The sequence below is a fragment of the Botryobacter ruber genome (assembly GCF_003347595.2).
Lineage (GTDB): Bacteria > Bacteroidota > Bacteroidia > Cytophagales > Hymenobacteraceae > Pontibacter > Pontibacter ruber_A.
Genome location: NZ_QCZK02000048.1, coordinates 17,032 through 39,287, shown reverse-complemented (window position 1 = coordinate 39,287; position 22,256 = coordinate 17,032). Strand labels below are relative to the sequence as shown.

Here is a 22,256-nt window from a genome sequence, read left to right as displayed (position 1 = left end):
TCACTTGCATGGAAAAACAACTAAAACCAGCTTGTACTCGTTATTTACTTCAGTTCTGCTTTCCCAGCTGCACCTGTTCATATGCTGCAACAAGCATGCGTACATACAGCTCCAGAGCCTGCAGTGGAGTAATTCAGTATGTTTCTGCCGTTATCAGAAAAAGGCAGAAACCAGCCAGTCCTTCATGTGGCAGGCAGGGTTGTGCCAGCAACCTGCTCAGTGCTGTTTGGCAACAGTGGCCGCTTCTCCGGCAGGACGAAAAAGTGACCTATACTACTTATGAAAAAAAACCGCTTCATGCGCACTGTTGCTATTCGCTCACTGTTAACAGCGCTTGTTCTGGCTTTCACGGCCTGTGTTTCAAAAGCTCCGTTTTATGGCCCCGATGCCCATAACTGGGAACAAAAAGAACCCTCCTCGCCAAACAATGTCCTCTATACCGTTTTCCTGGTTGGAGATGTAGGCGCCCCTGAACTGGATAAACAGGAACCTACGCTTAAGCTCATGCGGCAGCACATGGACAAAGCGGGCGTAACCAGCACTACGATTTTCCTGGGCGATAATGTCTATCATAACGGGCTGCCGGAGCCGGGCAAATACGACCGCGAAATTTCCGAAAAGCGCCTGAATGCACAGCTGGATGTACTCAAAGGCTACCCGGGCGAGAAGTACATGATACCGGGCAACCACGACTGGAACCACAGCGGGCGCGGCGGCCTGGAGGCGATCATGCGGGAACAGGTGTATGTAAACAATTACCTGACCGAGGAAAACATTGTGGTCGGCGGCGACTTTTTTGTTCCCGGCAACGGCTGCCCCGGCCCCTATGAAGTTAAAATTTACGATGATCTTGTTCTGATTGCCATCGACTCGGAGTGGTGGCTGCACCCCTTCGAAAGGCCTTACGGCGACAACTCGGGTTGCGGAGCAGCTACCGAAGCAGACTTCCTGATGCAACTGGAAGATATCATCGAAAAAAACAGCGGCAGCGATATCCTGGTGGTGGGCCACCACCCGCTCGCCAGCAACGGGGCGCACGGTGGTTTCTTTACGCTGAAAGACCACATTTTCCCGTTTACCATGCTGCGCGACTGGATTTACCTGCCCATGCCGGTGATCGGGTCTATTTACCCGTTTGCCCGCAAGTACGGCGGCATTCTGCAGGACATCCCGCACCCCCGTTACCAGGCCTACATCCAGGGCCTGATGAACATCTTTGATAAATACGAAAACATTGTATATGCCGCCGGGCACGAGCACGCGCTGGAATATTTCAAGATCAACAACCTGCCCCAGATTGTAAGCGGGTCGGGCTGCAAAATCCAGTACACCAAAACAACCGGAGGAGGCAACGGCGCTACCTATGTGCAGTCTATCCAGGGTTTCGCCAAACTGCTCTACTACGAAAACGGGGAAGTATGGACCGAGTTCTGGGTACCCGAAGGAAACGGCTCTACCGGCAGAGTTACCTTCCGGACTCCGCTCTACGCCAAAAAGCCCCGGCCGGAAGTGCCCCTGGTGGAAGACAAAACAAATTATGCCGACAGCACCATCACGCTGGCCGCCAACCAGAACTACAAGGCCGGAGGATTGCGCAAAGCTCTGCTCGGCGGCCACTACCGCAAAGAATGGACGACCCCTGTTACAGTGCCGTTTATCGATCTCGGAACCGAGAAGGGCGGCCTGCGGCCCTACCAGAAAGGGGGCGGCAAACAAACCGCCACACTGAAGGTGCGAAACGAGGAGGCGGAAGAATATGTACTGCGCACCGTTAACAAAGATCCGACAACCATCCTCCCGGAGTACCTGCGCGAAACAGCTGTAAAACCCTTGCTGCAGGACCAGATATCGGCCCAGCATCCGTACGGCGCGCTTGCCATTCCGCCACTTTCCAACGCTGCCGGTGTGTACCACACCAACCCAGAGCTGGTTTACATTCCCAACACGCCTTTGCTGCGGCAGTACCTGGATGAGTTCGGGAACACGCTGGCCTTTTTTGAGGAAGACGCCGACGAAAACCACGAAACGGTCGCCAGCCTGGGATATGCCCAAAACCTGGTAGGCACGGATAAAGTGTTCCGGGAGGTAAGCGAAGATAACGACAACGTAGTGGATGAACAGGCCTTTGCACGTGCCCGCCTGTTCGACATGCTCATTGGCGACTGGGACAGGCACGAGGGCCAGTGGCGCTGGAAAGAAGAGGACCTGGATCCGGAGCCCGGCAAACGCTACACGCCTGTACCCGAAGACCGCGATCAGGCCTTTTTTAAAGCAGACGGCATTGTGCCCTGGCTGGCTACCCGCAAGTGGGGCGTGCGCAACATTCAGAACTTTGGCTATGATTTTAACGACATCGTGGGCCTCAACCTGAGTGCGCTTAGCCTGGACCGCGCCTTTACCTCCAAGTTAACGCGGGCAGACTGGATACGCCATGCCGAAGCGATAAAGGCAAGCATGACCGATTCCGTTATCCGGGAAGCTATTAACCAGTGGCCGGAGAACATACGCGTTTTATCCGGCGAAACGATTGCAGCCAAACTGAAGGCGCGCAGCCAGAAACTGCCACAGGCCGCCGAGGCTTTTTATGAACACATCTCCAAGGTGGTAGACGTAACCGGCTCCGACAAACACGAACACTTTATGGTGAACCGCCTCGACAACGAACGCACCCAGGTTACCGTGCTTAAAATTACCAAAGAGGGCGAGGTGCGCGACACCATCTTTAACCGCACGTTTTATTTTTCCGAAACAAAAGAACTGCGCCTCTACGGGCAGGGAGGACAGGATATTTTTGATGTAACAGGCGAGGTGAGCAGAAGTCCGCTGATTCGTATTATAGGCGGAAACGGAGAAGACGTTATAACAGACAACTCACATGTGCGGGGCCAGCGAAAGCGTACGGTGGTGTACGATACCCACGCAGGCAACACCTTCTCCTTCGGTCCTGAAACCAAAGACAGAACCGCCGAATTTCCGGATGTAAACATCTACAACCGAAACGAATACAAGATCCCCTACATCGGGCCGCGCCTGTCGGCTGAGTACAACGTAGATGATGGCCTGTTTCTGGGTGCCGGCTTGTTGCTCCGGACATACAATTTCAGGAATACCCCTTATGCGGCAGAACACCTGCTGGAAGCAAACTTTGCCTTCCTGACAAACTCCTACAACATCCGTTACACAGCAGACATCAACAAGGTTTTTGGCGACTGGGGGCTAAACATTAACACGTACCTGCAGGGGCCGCAGTACCAGCGCAATTTTTACGGTTTTGGCAACAGAACAAAGCAATCGCAGGAGCAGGATGTAGGTTTTTACCGGGTACGCTACCAACGGCAGGCTGCCTCTGTTGCGCTTTCCACCGACTTCAGTTCGTTCCTGAAACTGGGCATAGGCCCCACCTTCGAGCGTTTTAAAGTAGACAAGCCTGACGCAGAAACGTTCCTGCTGAGCGAGGCAAAGGCAGGAAACCTGAAGCCCGGAACTTTTAATGCCGCAACAGGCGAGTTTAATGCGCTGAACTATGCAGGCGCCACAGCCTTTGCCAATGTGATCGTGTTTGGTGGCGATGAAGAAGAGTCGAACCCGCGCATCGGGATGCGTTTTCTCAACAGCATCAGCTATAACCGCCAGTTGGGGGCAGAACACCTGCACTACATGAACCTAAGTTCAGAATTCAGTTTCTATGTCAGCCCGAGCTTCCCGTTCCAGCTAACGTGGGCCGGACGCGTTGGCGGAGCACATAATTTCGGCAACTTCCGTTTTTACCAGGCCAACACCCTGGGCGGAACGGAAAACCTGCGAGGCTTCCGCCGCACCCGTTTTGCCGGGCGCAGTGTGATGTATGCCAATGGCGAGGCACGGATAGGCCTGGCCGACCTCAACCTGCTGGTGTCGCGCAGCAAGCTGGGCATTTTAGGACATATTGATGCCGGCCGTATCGTACACGACAACGAACCGAAGCAAGGCTTTATCGAGAGTTTTCATACAGGCGTAGGAGGCGGCCTGTGGCTTGATTTACTTAAAAACAAAGTGGTCACCTTTACCTATACCATAGGCGAAGACGACAAGCTGTTTGCACTGGATTTCGGATTCCTTTTTTAATCAACTTCAAATGCAACCACTGTTTATGCGTACCGTTCCTGTACAATAAAACTGATACATGACATTATTTTACCACCATTTATCTACCTAACTATGAAAAAATATTTTACCTTGATAGTGGCTTTGCCGCTGTTGCTCCTGGCGCAGCAGGCTAAGGCGCAACAGCGGGATGCGGAGGAAGCAAAGACGATACTTTACGCCAGCCCATCTGTTGAAGGCATGGGCAAAGGCCGGGGCATTGTGGTCGGCTATGAGCGCCTGCCCCAGTTCGACATAGAATCAGAATCCAGCAATTCGACCATAGGAAATGGCAGCGGGCATGTAAGGCGCAACAACGTGTTCGATGCCAGGATCATACTTCCGGTGCTGAACAAACCGCAGAACAAGCTTCTGTTTGGGGTGAGTTATAACCTGGAAGAGTACGATTTCACGAATGTACAGTCGAACGTAGAGCCGTTTGAAAGCTACAGCCTTTACTCCAACCTGCATGATAAGGACCTGAAAAGCTTAGGAGCACAGGCGGCCTTTCTGCACTCCGTAAACGAGCAGAACTTTTACCTGGTGCGTGTTAAAGGAGAACTGAACGGCGACTATACCAACGAAAATGTAAGCAGAAATGATTACCTGAAAACTTCTGTAGACCTGCTCTATGGCTGGAAAAAAAGTCCCAACTATGTGTTTGGGATTGGCCTGCAGTGGGGCTACACGTTTGGGCGCAGGCGCATTTTCCCGGCCGCCATTTATAACCGCACCTTTAACGACCGGTGGGGGATAGAAGCGATCGTGCCGGCAAACCTCCGGGTGCGGCGGAATGTGTCGGAGAAAACGCTGCTGTACGCCGGCTATAAACTGGATGGCGCCAGCTACAACATGTATGTAAAGCATGAGCCGCTTTCCAGTTTCGACCAGCTCGAGCTTCGCCGCACCGACCTTAAATTACTGCTGAGGCTGGAACAGGAGATTTACGATTTCCTGTGGTTTTCGGTGGAAGGAGGCTACAGGCATAACTTCCGCTACAACATCTATGACGATATCGGTACCTCAGGCCAAAACTACATCATAAAAAGCGACCTGGCCGGAACAGGCTATGTAGGCGTAGAACTGTTTGTGGTTCCGCCACGTAAATTCTCGGAAAAGAACAAATAACCGCTTCTTACCCGTGGTTAGCTGCAGCAAAGGCTGTGGTGACAGCGGCAGCAGAATTATTTTTATCAAATAAACGCTGTTGCCGCTGCCACCACAGCCTTTGCTGCTCTGTTTTATCAGCAGCTACTCTTCCTTTCGCTCCGGGTTTTCCTCTTCCTGCACCAGGCTGCGCAGGTAATGGTAGGTATCGTACTGTGCCCGCACCTGCTGTTGTTCTTCCTGAGGCTGTATGTAGGTGTTGTCGGTGTTGCGGGCTTTGGTGTTATCCTGCAGCTGCAGGTCCAGGATAGCACGCACCTCCTGCACCAGGTCGGGCTGCGTGATCGGGAAGGCAACTTCTACGCGGCGGTTCAGGTTGCGGGTCATCCAGTCGGCGGAAGCGATGTAGTACTGCTCCTCGCCGTTGTTGTGGAAAACATACACCCGTGCATGCTCCAGGTACCGGTCTACAATGCTGCGCACCACGATGTTTTCGCTCACACCTTCTACGCCCGGTACCAGGCAGCAGATGCCACGCACGATCAGCTGAATTTTAACACCCGCCTGGCTGGCCGCATACAGCTTCTTTATCATCCGCTCGTCCTGCAGTGCGTTCATCTTCAGAAGCATGGAAGCAGGCAGGCCTTTTTTAGCATTCCGGATTTCGCGGTTTATCAGTTCCAGAAAACGTTCCCGCATGTTTACAGGCGCCACAAGCAGGCTGCTGAACTTACTGTCGGCTTGCTGATCTATCAAGAAGTTGAATACCTGGTCCACATCTTTTGTGATGGCAGTATTGGTGGTAAAGAGGGCATGATCGGTGTAGATTTTGGAGGTCTGCTCGTTGTAGTTGCCTGTGCTCAGGTAGGCATAGTTTACCAGCTTTCCTTTTTCGTTGCGGGTAATGAGGCCGAGCTTGGAGTGCACCTTCAGGTCGGGCAGTCCTAAAATTACGGTGGCGCCCGCTTTCTGCAGCTTACCCGCCCAAAAGATGTTCGATTCCTCATCAAAACGGGCTTTTAGCTCCACCACCACCGTTACCAGTTTTCCGTTATTGGCCGCTTTTATCAGCGCCTGTGCAATGGCCGAATCTTCTGCCACCCGGTAGAGCGTGGCGCTTACCGAAGTAACTTTCGGATCGTCGGCGGCCTCGTTAAACAGCTGAATCACGTAACTGAAGCTCTGGTAGGGGTAGTGCACCAGGTAGTCCTGTTTCTTCATGGCTGCCATAATGCTGGGCTCGTGCTCCAGCTTCGGGTGCACCAGCGTTGGCTGCGGCACGTATTTGAGGTCGGGCAGGTTAAAGTCCGGGAACTGGAAAAAGTCGCGGAAGTTGTGGTATTTGCTTCCCTCTACCAGGGCGTCTTCCGAGATGCCAGTATGTGCCATAATGGCGTGCAGCAACACCGGCGGCGAAGTGGGGTCGTAGAGCAGGCGGGCAGGATAGCCGGTCTCGCGCTTCTTCAGGCTTTTCTTGATCTTGGCCATCAAATTCCCCGACACCTCTTCCTCTATGTCCAGCTCCGCATCGCGCGACACCTTTACGGCATGGGCATCGAAGCAGCCATAATCCGGGAAGAGCGCAGGCAGACAGAACCGGATGATATCGTCGATAAACATGACATAGCGCTGATCGTCTACGGTAGGTAACTTTACAAAGCGGCCGCCATGCCTTTTGGTAGGTATCTCGATCATGGCAATTTGCCCGGGAAGTGCATCGGCACTGGCAGGAGCTGTTAAACGCACCCCCAGGTACACCGTCTGGTCTTTCAGGAAGAGGTGGGTTTCGGTATCGTCCAGCAGGATGGGGTGTAGCAGCGGTTGCAGTTTGCTCCTGAAGTACTGCTGCACAAACGCCTCCTGCTCCGGGTTCAGGTCGTTCTCGGTAAGCAGGTGAATATTTTCTTTCCGGAGGTCGGCCATAATTCCATCCCGGAACACACGCCCGAGCTCCTCCTGCTGCCGCCTTACTTCCTGAATAAGCTGCTCGAATGTTTTTAGCGGCTCCTGCGCCAGCTTCTGGCGGGTTTTCTTTTTAAGCATGATCAGGCGCCTGATGGTGGCCACCCGTACTTTAAAATATTCGTCGAGGTTAGACGAAAAAATGGCCATAAACTTAATGCGCTCGAGCAGGGGCACCTGCGGGTCCTTTGCTTCCTGCAACACCCTGTAATTAAACGCGAGCCAGCTCAGCTCCCTGTCTAAAAGTGGATAATCCTTGCCTTTCGTAGTTGGTTTTTCCTGTTCCATGTAATAAAGCAGCCTTTGCCAGGCCCTTACTGGTGATACTAAATCAGCGTTTGCCAAACCGGCTACACCGGGTTGCTGTTGCTGTTAACGTACGGAAAACGGCCCGGTTGGTCTGTTTCTGCTATTTGTAGTTTTTAGGAAAATCATAGAAAAGCAACTCGGCTTTATCGCGGCTCACATCGTACCAGCTTTCGCAGTCGAATTTCAGGGCTACCATACCGGCGGTTGGCATTCGGGAAACCGACTGGGGCGAAAGCATATTCGCAAACTCCGAAAGCGCCTCGTTGTGCCCCACCAGCAACAGCCTTTTCACCTCGGCAGGTGTTTCCTGCACTACCTCCAGCAACACCTTTTTCGAAGCGCCATATACCCGGTCGTCAACTAAGATTTCTTTAGGATCGTAGCCTAACTCTTTGCCTAAAAGTGTGGCCGTAGATATAGCCCTGACGGCAGGGCTCGATACAATCAGGTCGGGCTTTACCTTACGCGATATAAGTTCCTGCCCCATCAGTACGGCATCGCCACGCCCGCGCTTGTTCAACGGGCGGTCGTGGTCGCTGAGCTCTTCAAATTCCCAGCTCGATTTGGCATGTCGAAGTATGTAAAGTGTTTTCATGGGCGTAACATCAGCAAAAGCCACAGCTGCGGTGGCTTTGTGTTTGTACTTAAATACGCCGTAATGGTTGTGCTTTTAATGTGCTGATGGGGTAATGTGGTAATGTGTTAATGGGGTAATGTGCTGATGTGTTGATGGTTGAATGGTCAAATTGTTGAGGAGAGGGTGTGGTGGCAGGCGCAGAAATACTTTACGGTTGGATGGCTAAATAACAATTTAACAATTTAGCCATCCAATCATATAAATATCACACATTATGCGGATAGCGCTGAAAATGGATCTCCGCTACGCGCCGCTGCAGCTCTTCGCGCAGCTGGTCGATGTTGATTTTGTTCGTGGCTGAGATAAAAAGGGCTGGCGCATGTACTTTGGCCATATAGGTTTCCTTCAGGTCGTCGAGCGACGGGCGCACGATTTCGCCTTCCTCCTGCAGCTCCTGCTCGCGCTGCTCCAGGTATTTGTCTATTTTGTTGAACACCAGCAGCACCGGTTTGTCGGCTGCGTGTATGTCTTTAAGCGTGTTGTTTACCACGGCAATGTGGTCTTCGAACGATGCGTGCGAAATATCCACTACGTGCACCAGCAGGTCCGCCTCACGTATCTCGTCCAGCGTCGACTTAAAGGCCTCGATCAGTTTGGTGGGCAGCTTCCGGATAAACCCTACCGTATCAGACAGCAGGAACGGCACGTTGTCGAGCACCACTTTGCGCACGGTGGCATCAACGGTAGCAAACAGCTTGTTCTCGGCAAACACATCGGACTTGGAGAGCAGGTTCATGAGTGTGGATTTGCCTACGTTGGTGTAGCCCACGAGTGCCACCCGCGTAATGCTGGCCCGCGACTTGCGCTGCTCAAAATTCTGCTTCTCGAATTTATCCAGGCGCTCGCGCAAAAGCGAGATTTTGTCGCGCACAATACGGCGGTCAGTTTCAATCTCGGTTTCACCCGGACCCTTCATACCGATACCCCCTTTTTGCTTGGAAAGGTGGGTCCAGAGGTTGGTGAGGCGGGGCAGCAGGTACTGGTACTGGGCCATTTCTACCTGGGCGTGGGCTTGTGCCGTCTTGGCCCGGAGTGCAAAAATGTCCAGGATCAGCAGGCTCCGGTCCACGATCTTCACCTGTAGCTCCCGCTCGATGTTGCGCACCTGCGAAGGGCTCAGGTCATCGTCAAAAATTACCATATCCACCTCGTGCTCCTTCACAAAAGCCTTTATTTCTTCCAGCTTGCCACTGCCCACAAAGGTGCGGGTGTCGGGTTTGTCGAGCTTCTGCACAAAACGTTTTATGGCTTTGGCGCCGGCAGTTTCTGTTAAAAAAGCAAGCTCATCGAGGTACTCGTCGGTTTGCTCATCGGACTGTCGGTAGCTTGGCACGGCTACCAGCACCGCGGTTTCCTGTGGTTTTGCGGTTTCGTAAAATTGTTTTTTCCCCATTAATAATCAGTTAAGCATTTGGTACAGCAGCGGGCAGTTTGTTTGCAGCTTCCTCTTCTTTTTTTGTCAACGCTTGGTTTTACGTAAATACCCTTTGCCGGGGCTATCCTGCTTTTATTTAACCAGGCAGAAATTCGCTTCAGTTAACTTTACCTGCAACAGAAGCTTTAGGTAACACAGCAGTTAAAAGGCGCCGCCGGACCGGTACAAACCGTGCAAGATAAAATAATTTTCCTGATAGAAGTGCAAAATGGCTAACTTACGTGATTAATCAGCCGGCGGTAATGTATCTTTGGGGCTGCGGGAACAGAACGGTTATATGCGGATTGCCATTGTCATCAATACCTCCTGGAACATTTATAATTTCCGGATGAACCTGGTCAGGGCGCTGCTGGCGCAGGGGCATGAGGTGGTGGCCATTGCCCCCCGGGATGTTTACACTCAACGGCTGATTGAAGCCGGCTGCCGGTTTGTGCCGGTCAGGATGGGGAAGGGTTCCAATCCTTTTGCAGATTTGCTCCTGATCTGGAAGCTGTACCGCATCTATAGCCGCCTGAAACCCGATGTGCTGCTGCATTTCACCATCAAACCGAACATTTATGGTACGCTGGCAGCAAAAATGGCCGGCATTCCGGCTATCAACAACGTGTCGGGGCTTGGGACGGTTTTTATTATCAAAGGCTTTGTGTCTGCTGTTGCCTTGCTGCTGTACCGGGTGGCTTTCCGGTATCCGCGTAAGGTTTTCTTCCAGAACGAAGACGACCGCCAGCTGTTTCTTTCCCGCAAACTGGTGAAGCCTGCCCTTACCGATGTGCTTCCGGGCTCCGGAATCGATCTGCAGCGCTTTACGCCTGCCGGAACATTTGTACGCCATCAGCCTTTTGTGTTCCTGATGGTGGCACGGCTGCTGTATGAAAAGGGGGTGGCAGAGTATGTAGAGGCCTGCCGCCTGCTAAAAAAGAATTTCCCGGAGGCAACATGCCAGCTGTTGGGCGCCATACCCGAAGGCCGCCGCTCCGGCATCAGCCAAAGCACCCTGCACAAGTGGCAGCAAACGGGCGTGATTGACTATTTGGGCACCGCCGACGATGTGGCTCCGGTCATAGGCAGGGCCGATTGCGTGGTGCTGCCCTCGTACCGCGAGGGTACGCCCCGCACCTTGCTGGAAGCAGCCGCCATGGGCAAACCGCTCATTGCCACCGATGTACCGGGCTGCCGGGAGGTGGTGCAGCACGGGAAAAACGGCTTGCTGTGCTGTGCGCGCAGCAGCACCGACCTGGCCGAAAAAATGATGCAGCTCATGCAGCTCCCCGACAGCCAACTGGAACAAATGGGGCAGGCAGGGCGGCAGCTAACAACTGAAAAGTTTAACGACCGCTTCGTGACCGAGAAATATATAAAGGCTATTGCAGAGGTTACCAACAGCACGCCAGCCACCCGATGATTAATAGCGGAGACAGAATCCGGACATAACATGTAAATAAACAGTAACAATAAAAATGGAATTTAAAACTTACCACATCGAAGGCCTGATTGAATTTTTACCACGGGTTTTTAAAGACGACCGCGGCCTCTTTCTGGAAACCTTCAGCGAAAAGATGTTTGAGCCCTTTGGCATCAGCCCGAAGTTTGTGCAGGACAACCAGTCAGTTTCCAAGAAAGGTGTGTTGCGGGGGCTGCATTTTCAGAAACCTCCTTTTGCGCAGGGAAAATTAGTACGCGTATCTTCCGGTAAGGCCCTGGATGTGGCAGTGGATATCCGCAAAGGTTCGCCTACCTACGGCCAGTATGTGTCGTGCCTGCTGGACGATGAGCGCTGCAACATGTTCTACATACCCGAAGGCTTTGCCCATGGCTTTGTTGCCCTGGAAGAAGGCACCACTTTCCTCTACAAATGCACCGACTATTACCAACCTTCTTCCGAAGGCGGCCTCCTCTGGAACGACCCGGACATCGGCATTGACTGGGGAATTGCCGATCCGCTGATCTCGCCAAAAGATGCAGTGCTGCCGCTGCTAAAGGATTTCGAATCTACTTTCAGTATTTAAGTGCTGCTATAGAAACAAGAAGAGCAGGTGATCTAACTCGCCTGCTCTTCCTGTTTATAATATTTCTGTTCTGCACCTGCCACCACAGCCTTACCTGCACCTGAAACATGATTCCGCGGGTTCTCTTCCGTATCTACAGCCATACATGAAATCTGAGAAATCCCTGAATCTGCTTCATCCTGGTTCAGACAAATAATCTGCTGCACCTGCCACCACAGCCTCTGCTGCTCAAAACTCAGGCCTAAAACCGCTCCAGCAGCGTTTCCAGCCCCATTCCCCGGGAGCCTTTAATTAGAACATAGCTGTCGGTTACCGGGTGCTCCTGCAGCCACTTTTCCAGTTCAGGTTTCGTTTCAAAATACTGGAACGCTTCTGAAACACGGGCCGCATGCTCCATCTCCTTTCCGCACAGCAGCACCGTGTCAAAATCCTGCTCTGCCATTAGCTGCCCGAGGCTTTGGTGCTCTGCGGCACTTTCTGCTCCCATCTCAAACATATCGCCCACAATCACCACTTTGCGGGCAGCTTTCATCGCGCCAAAGTTCCGGATAGCAGCAGCCATAGAGGTAGGGTTGGCGTTATAGGCATCCAGCAGAATGGTGTTGCTGCCTTTGGTGAGCACCTGCGACCGGTTGTTGACGGGGCTGTACGCAGCAATGGCCTGGTTCGCCCTCTCCAGCGGTACCTCAAAATACTTCCCGATACAGGCGGCTGCGGCCATGTTTTCGTAGTTGTATGAGCCCACCAGTTGCGTCTGCACCTCATACCCTTCCTCGTCGCGGTACACCACGTACGGCGACGCCTCCAGCAGCTCGCTGTGGTAGAAATCACCGGGGCCGGGATAGGTAACTTTGTTGCGGATGCGGCGGCTCATGCGCATCAGGTGCTCGTTGGCGGTGTTCACAAACACGGTCCCGTCTGTCTTGTCGAGGTGCACATAAAGTTCGCTTTTGCCGCGCGCCACTCCCTCCAGGCTGCCAAAGCCTTCCAGGTGCGCTTTGCCGATGTTGGTGATGAGGCCGTGGGTGGGCAGGGCGATGCTGCTCAGCAAGGCAATTTCCCCGATGTGGTTGGCGCCCATCTCGATGATCGCCATCTCGTGCTCCGGCTTCAGGCGCAGCAGCGTAAGCGGCACCCCGATGTGGTTATTCAGGTTGCCCTGCGTGTAGAGCGTGTTGTACTGCTGGCTCAGCACCGCATAAATCAGCTCTTTGGTGGTGGTCTTGCCGTTAGAGCCCGTGATGCCAATAACCGGTATGCTTAACTTCTGGCGGTGATACCGGGCCAGGTCCTGCAGCGCCTGCAACGTATCTTCCACCACAAAGCAATTATCGGACGCCAGGGCCGGATCGTCAACAACGGCATAGCGGGCACCCTTTTCCAGCGCCTGCACCGCAAATTTGGCGCCTTTAAAATTAGGCCCGTTCAGCGCAAAAAACATACTCTGGTCCTGCGGTGCCCGCGAATCGGTGCTTACAAACCGGCACTCCAGGTATTTCTGGTAAAGAAACTCAATAGTATTCGGCATGAAATCGTAATTTTATAAAACAGATGCTACCCCGAAGCTGTTTACGTTACAGGTGCAGCAAACGTATGGTAGTGTTACTGGTGTGGTGGCAATATACATTCGAAACGGCAAAAGCGACAGTGCCTGCCTGTGCTATCGCTAAAATATTTCTTATGACTTACCGTGTTAACTTAACTAAAACGTGGCTACTGGCCCTGCTGTTGTGTTGCCTGTGGCTGCCGGTGCTGTGCCAGGCACAGACGCCTATCCAGTTCCGCCTCCGCCACGACATACCGGTTACCACATCTGCCGGCACACTTGCTGCTCCCTGGAGCGGCGGCCTTAACGCGCCGCAGTTCTCCACCATCGATTTAAACCAGGACGGGCAGGACGATCTTTTCATTTTCGACCGGATGGCCCGAAAAGTATTTACATACCTGGCGGTGCAGGAAAACGGGGCATGGCGCTACCAGTATGCGCCGCAGTACGAGGTGCTGTTTCCGGCAGAGTTGGAGGCGTGGGTGCTGCTGCGCGATTTCAACTGCGATGGCCTGAAAGATATTTTCACGAGCAGTCCGCTGGGCATTAAAGTATACCGGCAGGTGCCCGGGAACCAGGTTGCTTTTGAACTGGCCGAGGAAGCCCTGTTTTACCGGGGCCGGTCCGGCAACAACAGCAACATGCAAATGCTGGCAACAGACATTCCCGCCATCGTAGACATGGACGGCGACGGTGACCTGGACATCCTGCTGCAGGAGTTTTCGCCGGGCGAGCGGCTGGAGTATTATAAAAATTTGCGGGTGGAAGAAAATCTGCCCTGCCAGATCCTGAAATTTGTGCAGGAAACAAACTGGTGGGGCGGCATTACGGAGTGTGAAGCCTGTGAACAGCTGAACGAGCGGGTTGTCTGCCAGGACTGCAACTACTACCTGTTTAACGAACAGTGCCCGCCATCGCTGCTGATGCAGCGCCTGGCAGCGCCCTTACACACCAGCCACGAAGGTTCCGCCCTCCTGGCCATTGACCTGGACGGCGACGGCGACAAAGATCTGCTGGTGGGCAACGTAGGCTGTAGCAACCTGATCAAAATGGAAAACCAGGGCACACGCACAAACGCCGTCATGACAGGATTTGACGCAACTTTCCCGTCCGGTACAACACCTGCTGCCATTGGCCGTTTTCCGGCAGCTTATTACGAAGACGTCACGTTTGATGGCATTCCGGACCTGCTGGTTTCTTCCAACAATACCCTGAACGAAGACAACGACCAGTTGCAGCGCAACGTCTGGCTGTACCGGAACAAGGGCACCGCCGAACAACCGGTTTTCGAATTTGTACAGGAAGATTTTCTGCAGGGGCACATGCTCGATTTTGGAGAAGGCGCCTATCCCGCTTTTGCCGATATCGACGGCGACGGCAAGCTGGACATGCTGGCGGGAAATTATGCCGCTGTCGTTAACGGAAAACACACTTCTTCGCTCAGCTATTTCCGGAACACCGGCACCGCCACAGCCCCCGCCTTCACACTTGCTACAGCTGATTTTTTAGGACTGGCGGCAAATGAGTTCCTGCACATTAAACCTGTCTTTGCCGACATCAACCACGACGGCGCAGCAGACCTGGTGCTTACTTATCGCCTGAAACAAAACAACACCACCCGCATCAGCTACATCCCGAACACAGCAGCCAAAGGGCAGCCCATGCAGCTCGACTTTGCAAGTCAGCAACTCCTGCTCAACACCACCGACGGCGACGCCCCCTGCTTTACAGATGCTGACGGCGACGGCAAGCTGGATATGCTGCTGGGTAAAGCCGGTGGCGCCCTTGCCTACTACCGCAACACCGGCAGCGCACAGGCGCCCGCTTTCACACCGGTTACCAACAGCTTCGGCGGCATCGCCTTCGACTTTAGGCAGCGCAACCTCTATCCTGCCACAGCCGACCTCGACGGCAACGGCGATCCGGACCTGCTGACGGTGGACGAAACCGGCACGCTAAAAGTATACCGTAATTTTACCGATAACCTCACCGGCAAATTCATTCCTGAAACCATGCTGCTGGAGAACCCGCTGCTGGAAGAAGCACAGCAAACCCGCTTCGGGCGCGGCTTGGGCATTACGGTTGCCGGTTTAGGCGGAGGTCCGGGAAATTTGTATGTGGTGGTGGGCTCGCAGGCGGGAGGCCTGTACCTGCTGGAGCAGACCAGCGGCAACAACTACAACCCAACCGAGCAGGCAGGGCTGCAACTGGAGGTATATCCCAATCCCGCAGGCAGCACATTGCAGGGCCTGGTAAAAGTGCGGGCGTCAGAACCGGTAGCCATCACCATTTACGATACCATCGGGCGGGCAGTATACCTGGCACCCGACACCTACAACCGCAACCACACCATCAGCCTGAAAGGCTTTAATGCAGGCGTGTACCTGGTGCGGGCAACCAGCAGCAACGGGCAACACGAAACAATAAAACTGGTAGTAGAATAATGCAGGCTTTTTTGCTGATAGACTTAAGCAACGCTGCAGGAGCTGTATATGAGCAGCCTCTGCTGGCGCATGTAAAAAAAACCTTTCCCGGAATTTCCACTTTCGACCTGGATGCGCAGTCGGACACGATGCTGCAGCAGTACGCCGTACGCCTGCTACAGGAAGCGGATAAGGCTGCTGTATGCATCAGAGCAGATGAAGACGCAGCTGGCTTCGGAACCATCATGCCCGTGCTGGAAGAACTGCTCACCCCGCACCCGGACAGGCTCCTGCTCCTGTATGGCATCAATCAGCGGCTCCAGCGGATGCTGCAGGCAAGGCCACTGCTTGCTTTCAGTGTGGTTAACGATGAGCAGACGGTGTATAGGCAGCTGCAGCGGTATTTTGCCTGAACCGCTGATGGCAGGATTGATTGATTTTTTTGATTTTATGTTTGCTTTTCTGTCTGAATTCGGATTCGTCAGATTAGTGGATTATCAGGATTAGGTTTGTCTGAACACGATTAAGAAGATTTAAGGAATAACAGGATTGGGGTTGTCAGTGGTTCGTGCAGGAGACGCGGGCAGCGCGTCTCTACAACCATACCCCCAACCTCTCTACCTCCCTATTAAAGGGTTGAAGATTATAGGGTTGAAAGTTTTCAACCCCTACAAATTCGACCTTTCTACCTCTTAAACTCTCTAACTCCCAAACTCTCTAACTCCTAAACTTCCAAACTTCTCAGACTGTAAACGCATCTGCATCCAGGTGGGCCGGGAAGGCTGCTCTGAAATCGGTTAGCTCCTGCGGGCTGAGGGCAAGGGTGTGGATGCCTTCCTGGTAGCTGGTTTCGAGGAGTTTGTGGCCTTTGGGATGGATGATGGCGGAGTCGCCGGAATAGGGGTGGTTGTTGCCGTCTTTGCCCACGCGGTTTACGCCGACAACGTAAGCCAGGTTTTCGATGGCGCGCGCCTGCAGCAGCGTCTGCCAGGCCAGGCGGCGGGGTTCGGGCCAGTTGGCCACGTACAGCAGCACATCGTAGCTGTTGTCGCGGTTGCGGCTCCACACCGGGAAGCGCAGGTCGTAGCACACCAGCGGCATGATGTGCCAGCCTTTCAGCTCTACCACCAACTGCGCTGTTCCTGCCGTGTAGGTATGGTGTTCCTTTGCCATCCGGAACAGATGCTTTTTGTCGTACTTTTCGTAGCTGCCATCGGGCCGCACCCACAGCAGGCGGTTGAAATAGTTGTCGCCTTCTCTGGCTATGATACTGCCCGTCAGCACCGCCTGGTGCTTTTGCGCCTCCTGCCGCATCCAGGCCAGTGTTGCCCCCTCCTGCTCTTCTGCCAGTTGGCTTGCTTCCATACTGAAACCGGTGGTAAACATTTCGGGCAGCACGATCAGGTCTGTTTTGGGTGCGACAGTTTGTAGCTTTTCCGAAAACAGCTGCCGGTTGGCTTCGGCATCCTGCCAGTACAGGGCTGTTTGTACAATGGTGACGGTAAGATCTTTCATTTGGATTAAATGGTAAGATGGTTCTGGTTGCTTCCGTTTATGGCTGTACAGGCAGAGGTAAAATAAGCAAATCTTTCTGGTCTTTAACCTTCGTTAATTACAATCTTTGTCTTCAGTATTTTTTCCTGAACCTGTAGGTGCAGATAATATGTGCCATTAGGTAGTGTGGAGGTATTTAGTATAGCACCTACCTGTACGTCCGATCCGGTTAAGGTCTCGGAAAGCACCTGCTGGCCCAGAGTATTATAAAGCACCAACGCTACCAGTGCTGTTCCCAACTTAGGGTCATATAATTTTATTTTAAGGCTTCCGTTGCCCGGATTGGGATAAACCAGAAACTGTCTGTTTGATTCTTGCTTCAGTTCGCCTATGCTTGTAGTAACTGTTTCTTGTATTTTAACCACCCAATAATCAAAACTTCCCCTGTTTGCTTCTGACTTTTCGCCGCTGGTACCTGAATCAGTTATCCCCCCCAGCAAATAACCGCCATCTGCGGTCTTGATCAAAGACATAAACTCTTCATTATGACTCCCCCCAAAGGTTTTATCCCAAACTTTGCTGCCTTCAGAGTTGATCTTTACAACCCAATAATCACCCAATATGCCTCTGTTATTTTCGGTTTTGTCTCCTCCAACATCTGAGAGGGAGGTTCCTCCCAACAAATACCCTCTGTCTTCTGTTTCAACTAAAGAAATCAGATAATCATAATCAGATCCCCCAAAGGCCTTATCCCATATTTTGTTGCCTTCTGAATTAATTTTCACTACCCAATAATCAGCTAAGCCCTTACTACTACCTGTTCTATCATGCTCACTACCTGAATATGAAATTCCTCCCAAAAGGTAGCCTCCGTCTGATGTCGTTGCAAGTGACATTAAATTTTCCTCATTACTTCCACCAAAAGTTTTGTCCCAAGCTTTGCTGCCATCAGCGTTCAGCTTCACCACCCAATAGTCCCCAAATGTGCCTCTGTTATTTTCGGTTTTGTCTCCCCCAATACCTGAATTAGATGTTCCACCTAAAAGGTAGCCCCCATCTGGTGTAGCTATTAGAGATTCTAATATTTCTCCATCGCCTCCCCCAATAGTCCTGTCCCAAGCTTTGCTGCCGTCGGCGTTAAGCTTTACTACCCAAAAGTCAAAACCACCTCTGGAATGTTCTGTTTTTTCACCGCCGATATTTGTGGTTGAGGCTCCTCCCACTAAATAGCCTCCGTCAGCAGTTTGTATTAATGTGTTTAAATATTCATAACCACTTCCGCCAAGAGTTTTGTCCCATACTTTGCTTCCATCGGCATTAATTTTAATTATCCAGAAGTCGGAGTTACCCCTTGAATCTTCCGTTTTGTCGCCTCCGGCTCCATAGGACAAGCTGTACCCCCCGAGCAGGTAACCATTATCTGCCGTCCTGATGACGGACCGTAATTCATCGACGCCCTGATCACTGCCGAATGGTTTGTCCCATGCTTTACTTCCATCAGCATTTATCTTTACAACCCAATAATCATAATTGTACACACTATATTCGCCCCTGTTTTCCTCTGATTTGTCTCCGTTCGGTAATGAATTAGAACTTCCACCTAATAAATACCCTCCATCTGCAGATGTTGTGAGGCTATATAAATAATCTGCGCCATTTCCTCCAATGGTTTTGTCCCATACTTTAGTAGCAGGTACTTGTGCCCACAGAACTTGTGTACTTAAAATAATCAGCAACCCTAGTAGCAGGAATTGCTTTTGTAAATTTGCCTTCATTGATTTTAAATAAGTTCACAAAGGTACAAATTCCAAAACTAAGCTTTAATTTATATTACAAGAATACAGGTATTTCGTAAAGGGGAATAACTTTTATCTCTTACAACCTCACCAACCGTTCAGCAGCTGCCTCCAGTGTCTCGTCTCCTTTGGCGAAGCAGAAGCGGAGGAAGTGGTTATCAGTTTTGTCGTGGTAAAATACAGAAACCGGAATGGTGGCTACACCTATCTCCTGTGTGAGGCGTTTTGCAAAATCCACATCCCGCTCGGTGGTGATGGCATCGTACTTAGCCAGCTGGAAGTAAGTACCTGCCGTGGGAATGAACTTGAAACGGGAGGGCGCCATCAGCTTCAGGAAGGTGTCGCGTTTGGCCTGGTAGAAGTCGGGCAGCGTGCGGTAATGGGCCTCCTCTTCCAGGAAATCGGCTATGGCCAGTTGGAAAGGTGTGGCGGTGCAGAAGGTGAGGAACTGGTGCATTTTGCGCAGCTCTGTTGTGAGGCTGGGCGGGGCAACCACATAACCTACTTTCCAGCCGGTGGTGTGGTAGGTTTTGCCGAACGAAGAAACAACAAAGCTGCGCCTGCGGAGCGAAGGGTGCTGCAGTACACTGTAGTGCTCCTTCCCGTCGAACACCATGTGCTCGTACACCTCGTCGCTAATCACCAGGATATCGGTGCCGTTGGTTATGTTGGCCAGGATGTCCATGTCCTGCTTTGTCATGACGGCTCCGGTGGGGTTGTGGGGCGTGTTGATGATGATGGCGCGGGTGCGGGAAGAGATGCGTCTCTTCACCAGGTCCCAGTCTACCCGGAACGTAGGCTCCGCCAGCGGCACATAAATCGGCATGCCACCCGCCAGGCGAATAGCAGGCGCATAGGAATCGTAACAGGGCTCCAGCACCACCACTTCGTCGCCCTGCTTCACGATGGCAGTAATGGCCGCAAAAAGACCTTCGGTAGCTCCGGTTGTAACCGTTACTTCTGTATCCGGATTTGGCTGATAACCATATAATTTCTCCGTTTTCTCACTTATCTTTTCGCGCAGGCGCAGCACACCGGGCATGGGCGCATACTGGTTAAAGCCATCGCGCATGTATTTGTTTACCAGTTCAACCAGGGGCTCCGGGCAGTTAAAATCCGGGAAACCCTGCGACAGGTTCAGGGCGTGGTGCTCAGTAGCAAGGGCCGACATCACCGTGAAGATGCTGGTGTTTATATCGGGAAGCTTGCTGGAGGGATAGTTTATCATCGGGTGGAATTTTGCCAAAATATAGTAAAATGCAACGTTAAAATTGCAGTTAAGTTCTGCTAAACAGGGCACTGATCTGCTGCTGCAGGACGGGCACGGTTTCTTCCTCAAACCAGGGGTGGCGCCTGAGCCAGAACTGGTTGCGGGGCGAAGGATGCGGAAGTGGCATATAGTCAGGCAAATAGGTTTCCCAGGCAGCCACCGTGTCGGTTAATGTAGCCTTTGCCCTGTTCCCCAGGAAATAATCCTGTGCATACTTCCCCACCAGCAGGGTAAGCTGCACCCGGGGCAGATGGGCCAGCAACTGCGCGTGCCAGTGCCGGGCACACTCGGGGCGGGGCGGCAGGTCGCCACTCTTCCCTTTGCCCGGGTAGCAGAAGCCCATCGCAATAATGGCCACCTGCGTTTCATCGTAGAACAGGTCGCTGTCCATGCCCAGCCACTGGCGCAGGCGTTTGCCGCTCTGGTCGTCCCAGGGTTTGCCGCTGGCGTGCACTTTGGTTCCGGGCGCCTGCCCTACTATCAGCAGCTTTGCAGTGGCAGATGCCCGCAGCACAGGCCGGGGCCCCAGCGGCAGGTTTTCTTCGCAGATACGACAGGCTCTTACCCGCAACAGCAGCTCTTCCAGCAACTCTGTTTCCTTCATAACAGTAACAAAGGTATAAGTGCATGTTTAAATTCCATCCTTTGCGCTGCAAAAACGAAATTTAAACATGCTCTAAAGGAAATGAAAGTGAAATGGTAAACTTTGCTTCTTCTTCAAAAATGCAAATTTACCAATCTAAAATACTGGAGGCTATAAAGCAAGCCGGAACGAATGCGTAACAGAACGATACTTTTTATTATTTTTTTGCTGTGCCTGCACCTGCTGGCCTTTGCTGTTAAAGCACAGGATGCTGCGACAGCATCCTACAAAAATGCTTTTTCGGTTAAAGCATTCGGGCTTTCGTTTCACCTGAAAAGGAGCCCGCATCCGGAGATTTTTCCGAACAGGCTGGATGACAAAGGCTACACCACCCTCAACTATGGTGCGATAGCAGCATATGACCGCTTTGTGGTGCGGGATGCGATCAGTATCAGGCTGGAACAGGGACTTTATGCCGACTGTGCGGCATCGCTGGCCGGCTTTACGCACGTCGGCTTACGCGGACTGATTTTCCGGAAGGGCAGGCACTCGCTTAACGGGGGCATCGGCCCAACCCTGGTTTTTCGCCGCGACTGGAACAGGCTGCCCGGTTATACCGACGATTATTATTTCAGCCGGAAACGTGGCTGGCAGTATAAGTTTTACTGGTATGCCGGCGAACTTGAATATAACTACCAGCTAAAAAAGCAAACAGACTTCTCGTTATCGCTGATACCCGGGCTGCCCGAACTGGTTGCGCTTGGGGTGGGACTACGGCAACGGTTCTGAAAAAAAAGACCAGCTCCTGCGCCGGTCTTACATTTATTATCTGCGGTGGTCTTCCCAGTCCCAATCGTCTCTGCTACCGCGTCTGCGCCGCCCCTGTGGTAAGCGTTCGTTCAGGTAATGCAGGTAATTTTCTTCATGCCAGCGGTCGATGGCATACTGTTTATCTCTGTAGGTTTCTTCCTGCTCCGGATCGAAGCGTCGCCTGAACTCATACTGCTGGCTGAACAGGCGCGGGGCCGGACGGTCGTGGTATCGTTGTTGTCTGCGGGCATCATACCGACTGCTGTCATCGCCTCTCTCCCGGTATCTTTCTTCAGCTTCGTCATCAGACCACTGCCTTTCTCTCGGATGCAGGTAATCAGACGACGGTTCATCCCAGCGGTTTCTGAAATCATTTATCTCATGGCCGTCTCTGCGCCGTCTTCTCTCACCCTGCATTCTTTCTTCATGCAGGCGGCGTCTGTAGTTTTCTTCTTCCTCGTAGTGCATCCTTGTAAGATTTAGGGGTTTTCAAAACTGTACCAGGTAACAAGTTACAAATTACTACACATCAAACCATAAGAACTGCACAGGTTTTTGCAACCATGCCAGCAGGTATCCCATAGAGATCAGGCATTTGCAGCCTGTACCATGAAGGTCGTATTCCTTTACCCGGACCTATTTTTTGGTTTACGGGCAGTATGGCCTGGATGTTTACAACACAGTTTCAATGGTATACAGGAACAGTACCACATTAAAAGCATAAAGCCGGCGTTTTCTGCCGGCTTTATGCTTTTA

Annotated in this window: 16 protein-coding genes; 7 read left to right on the top strand and 9 right to left on the bottom strand. The window is 52.4% G+C overall.

The annotated features are described in order from the left end of the window. Nucleotides 1-279: 279 nt before the first annotated feature. Entirely contained in the window at nucleotides 280-4,104 is a 3,825-nt protein-coding gene (locus DCW36_RS15585) for a metallophosphoesterase (RefSeq protein WP_240676199.1), read from the top strand. A gap of 93 nt (nucleotides 4,105-4,197) precedes the next feature. Continuing rightward, nucleotides 4,198-5,250, top strand: coding sequence for a DUF6268 family outer membrane beta-barrel protein (locus DCW36_RS15580; RefSeq protein ID WP_114783901.1), 1,053 nt, complete (start codon nucleotides 4,198-4,200; stop codon nucleotides 5,248-5,250). A gap of 123 nt (nucleotides 5,251-5,373) precedes the next feature. Here DCW36_RS15580 and ppk1 read toward each other — a convergent pair whose 3' ends face one another. The 3 genes from ppk1 to hflX form a co-directional block, all read right to left on the bottom strand. Beyond that, on the bottom strand, nucleotides 5,374-7,479 hold the full coding sequence (ppk1, locus tag DCW36_RS15575) for a polyphosphate kinase 1 (RefSeq protein ID WP_114783898.1): 2,106 nt from the start codon (nucleotides 7,477-7,479) through the stop codon (nucleotides 5,374-5,376). A gap of 121 nt (nucleotides 7,480-7,600) precedes the next feature. Continuing rightward, entirely contained in the window at nucleotides 7,601-8,095 is a 495-nt protein-coding gene (locus DCW36_RS15570) for a SixA phosphatase family protein (RefSeq protein WP_114783896.1), read from the bottom strand. A 247-nt stretch (nucleotides 8,096-8,342) separates the two neighbouring features. After that, nucleotides 8,343-9,530: a GTPase HflX gene (gene hflX, locus DCW36_RS15565; RefSeq protein ID WP_114783894.1), complete on the bottom strand. Its 1,188-nt coding sequence runs from the start codon at nucleotides 9,528-9,530 to the stop codon at nucleotides 8,343-8,345. Nucleotides 9,531-9,849: 319 nt separating this feature from the next. On the opposite strand from hflX, the gene DCW36_RS15560 reads away from it, so the two are divergent. Together DCW36_RS15560 and rfbC are read left to right on the top strand one after the other, a co-directional pair. Beyond that, nucleotides 9,850-10,974 (top strand): glycosyltransferase family 4 protein, encoded by a 1,125-nt coding sequence (locus DCW36_RS15560; protein ID WP_114783892.1) that lies wholly within the window; start codon nucleotides 9,850-9,852, stop codon nucleotides 10,972-10,974. 55 nt (nucleotides 10,975-11,029) lie between these two features. Next, a complete protein-coding gene (gene rfbC, locus DCW36_RS15555) occupies nucleotides 11,030-11,578 on the top strand; it encodes a dTDP-4-dehydrorhamnose 3,5-epimerase (protein ID WP_114783890.1) in 549 nt (182 codons plus the stop codon). A 241-nt stretch (nucleotides 11,579-11,819) separates the two neighbouring features. On the opposite strand, the gene DCW36_RS15550 is transcribed toward rfbC, so the two are convergent. After that, nucleotides 11,820-13,106, bottom strand: a complete 1,287-nt coding sequence (locus DCW36_RS15550) for a UDP-N-acetylmuramoyl-tripeptide--D-alanyl-D-alanine ligase (protein WP_114783888.1) — start codon at nucleotides 13,104-13,106, stop codon at nucleotides 11,820-11,822. A gap of 152 nt (nucleotides 13,107-13,258) precedes the next feature. On the opposite strand from DCW36_RS15550, the gene DCW36_RS15545 reads away from it, so the two are divergent. Together DCW36_RS15545 and DCW36_RS15540 are read left to right on the top strand one after the other, a co-directional pair. Next, nucleotides 13,259-15,568 (top strand): T9SS type A sorting domain-containing protein, encoded by a 2,310-nt coding sequence (locus DCW36_RS15545; protein WP_164891156.1) that lies wholly within the window; start codon nucleotides 13,259-13,261, stop codon nucleotides 15,566-15,568. Continuing rightward, complete coding sequence (locus DCW36_RS15540) at nucleotides 15,568-15,960, top strand: hypothetical protein (protein WP_114783884.1); 393 nt, start codon at nucleotides 15,568-15,570, stop codon at nucleotides 15,958-15,960. Before DCW36_RS15545 ends, DCW36_RS15540 begins: the two co-directional genes overlap by 1 nt. Before the next feature lie 328 nt (nucleotides 15,961-16,288). On the opposite strand, the gene DCW36_RS15535 is transcribed toward DCW36_RS15540, so the two are convergent. The 4 genes from DCW36_RS15535 to DCW36_RS15520 all read right to left on the bottom strand — a co-directional run bounded on the left by DCW36_RS15535 (nucleotide 16,289) and on the right by DCW36_RS15520 (nucleotide 20,711). Next, a complete protein-coding gene (locus DCW36_RS15535; protein WP_114783882.1) occupies nucleotides 16,289-17,062 on the bottom strand; it encodes an amidohydrolase in 774 nt (257 codons plus the stop codon). 83 nt (nucleotides 17,063-17,145) lie between these two features. Beyond that, nucleotides 17,146-18,816 carry a T9SS type A sorting domain-containing protein gene (locus tag DCW36_RS15530; RefSeq protein ID WP_114783880.1) on the bottom strand — a complete coding sequence of 557 codons (1,671 nt, stop codon included), beginning with the start codon at nucleotides 18,814-18,816 and terminating at the stop codon, nucleotides 17,146-17,148. A 100-nt stretch (nucleotides 18,817-18,916) separates the two neighbouring features. Continuing rightward, nucleotides 18,917-20,065, bottom strand: coding sequence for a methionine aminotransferase (locus DCW36_RS15525; protein ID WP_114783914.1), 1,149 nt, complete (start codon nucleotides 20,063-20,065; stop codon nucleotides 18,917-18,919). A 49-nt stretch (nucleotides 20,066-20,114) separates the two neighbouring features. Beyond that, on the bottom strand, nucleotides 20,115-20,711 hold the full coding sequence (locus tag DCW36_RS15520) for a uracil-DNA glycosylase family protein (RefSeq protein ID WP_114783878.1): 597 nt from the start codon (nucleotides 20,709-20,711) through the stop codon (nucleotides 20,115-20,117). Nucleotides 20,712-20,882: 171 nt separating this feature from the next. On the opposite strand from DCW36_RS15520, the gene DCW36_RS15515 reads away from it, so the two are divergent. Then, nucleotides 20,883-21,479, top strand: coding sequence for a hypothetical protein (locus DCW36_RS15515; protein ID WP_205702944.1), 597 nt, complete (start codon nucleotides 20,883-20,885; stop codon nucleotides 21,477-21,479). A 36-nt stretch (nucleotides 21,480-21,515) separates the two neighbouring features. Here the strand turns inward: DCW36_RS15515 and DCW36_RS15510 are convergent, their stop codons facing one another. Next, a complete protein-coding gene (locus DCW36_RS15510; RefSeq protein ID WP_125185501.1) occupies nucleotides 21,516-21,968 on the bottom strand; it encodes a hypothetical protein in 453 nt (150 codons plus the stop codon). Between the last annotated feature and the right edge of the window lie 288 nt (nucleotides 21,969-22,256).

Bases quoted from the DNA above. Each gene is read 5' to 3' on its own strand.
- DCW36_RS15585 (WP_240676199.1), top strand. From the start codon at position 280: ATGAAAAAAAACCGCTTCATGCGCACTGTTGCTATTCGCTCACTGTTA.
- DCW36_RS15580 (WP_114783901.1), top strand. From the start codon at position 4,198: ATGAAAAAATATTTTACCTTGATAGTGGCTTTGCCGCTGTTGCTCCTG.
- ppk1 (WP_114783898.1), bottom strand. From the start codon at position 7,479: ATGGAACAGGAAAAACCAACTACGAAAGGCAAGGATTATCCACTTTTA.
- DCW36_RS15570 (WP_114783896.1), bottom strand. From the start codon at position 8,095: ATGAAAACACTTTACATACTTCGACATGCCAAATCGAGCTGGGAATTT.
- hflX (WP_114783894.1), bottom strand. From the start codon at position 9,530: ATGGGGAAAAAACAATTTTACGAAACCGCAAAACCACAGGAAACCGCG.
- DCW36_RS15560 (WP_114783892.1), top strand. From the start codon at position 9,850: ATGCGGATTGCCATTGTCATCAATACCTCCTGGAACATTTATAATTTC.
- rfbC (WP_114783890.1), top strand. From the start codon at position 11,030: ATGGAATTTAAAACTTACCACATCGAAGGCCTGATTGAATTTTTACCA.
- DCW36_RS15550 (WP_114783888.1), bottom strand. From the start codon at position 13,106: ATGCCGAATACTATTGAGTTTCTTTACCAGAAATACCTGGAGTGCCGG.
- DCW36_RS15545 (WP_164891156.1), top strand. From the start codon at position 13,259: ATGACTTACCGTGTTAACTTAACTAAAACGTGGCTACTGGCCCTGCTG.
- DCW36_RS15540 (WP_114783884.1), top strand. From the start codon at position 15,568: ATGCAGGCTTTTTTGCTGATAGACTTAAGCAACGCTGCAGGAGCTGTA.
- DCW36_RS15535 (WP_114783882.1), bottom strand. From the start codon at position 17,062: ATGAAAGATCTTACCGTCACCATTGTACAAACAGCCCTGTACTGGCAG.
- DCW36_RS15530 (WP_114783880.1), bottom strand. From the start codon at position 18,816: ATGAAGGCAAATTTACAAAAGCAATTCCTGCTACTAGGGTTGCTGATT.
- DCW36_RS15525 (WP_114783914.1), bottom strand. From the start codon at position 20,065: ATGATAAACTATCCCTCCAGCAAGCTTCCCGATATAAACACCAGCATC.
- DCW36_RS15520 (WP_114783878.1), bottom strand. From the start codon at position 20,711: ATGAAGGAAACAGAGTTGCTGGAAGAGCTGCTGTTGCGGGTAAGAGCC.
- DCW36_RS15515 (WP_205702944.1), top strand. From the start codon at position 20,883: ATGCGTAACAGAACGATACTTTTTATTATTTTTTTGCTGTGCCTGCAC.
- DCW36_RS15510 (WP_125185501.1), bottom strand. From the start codon at position 21,968: ATGCACTACGAGGAAGAAGAAAACTACAGACGCCGCCTGCATGAAGAA.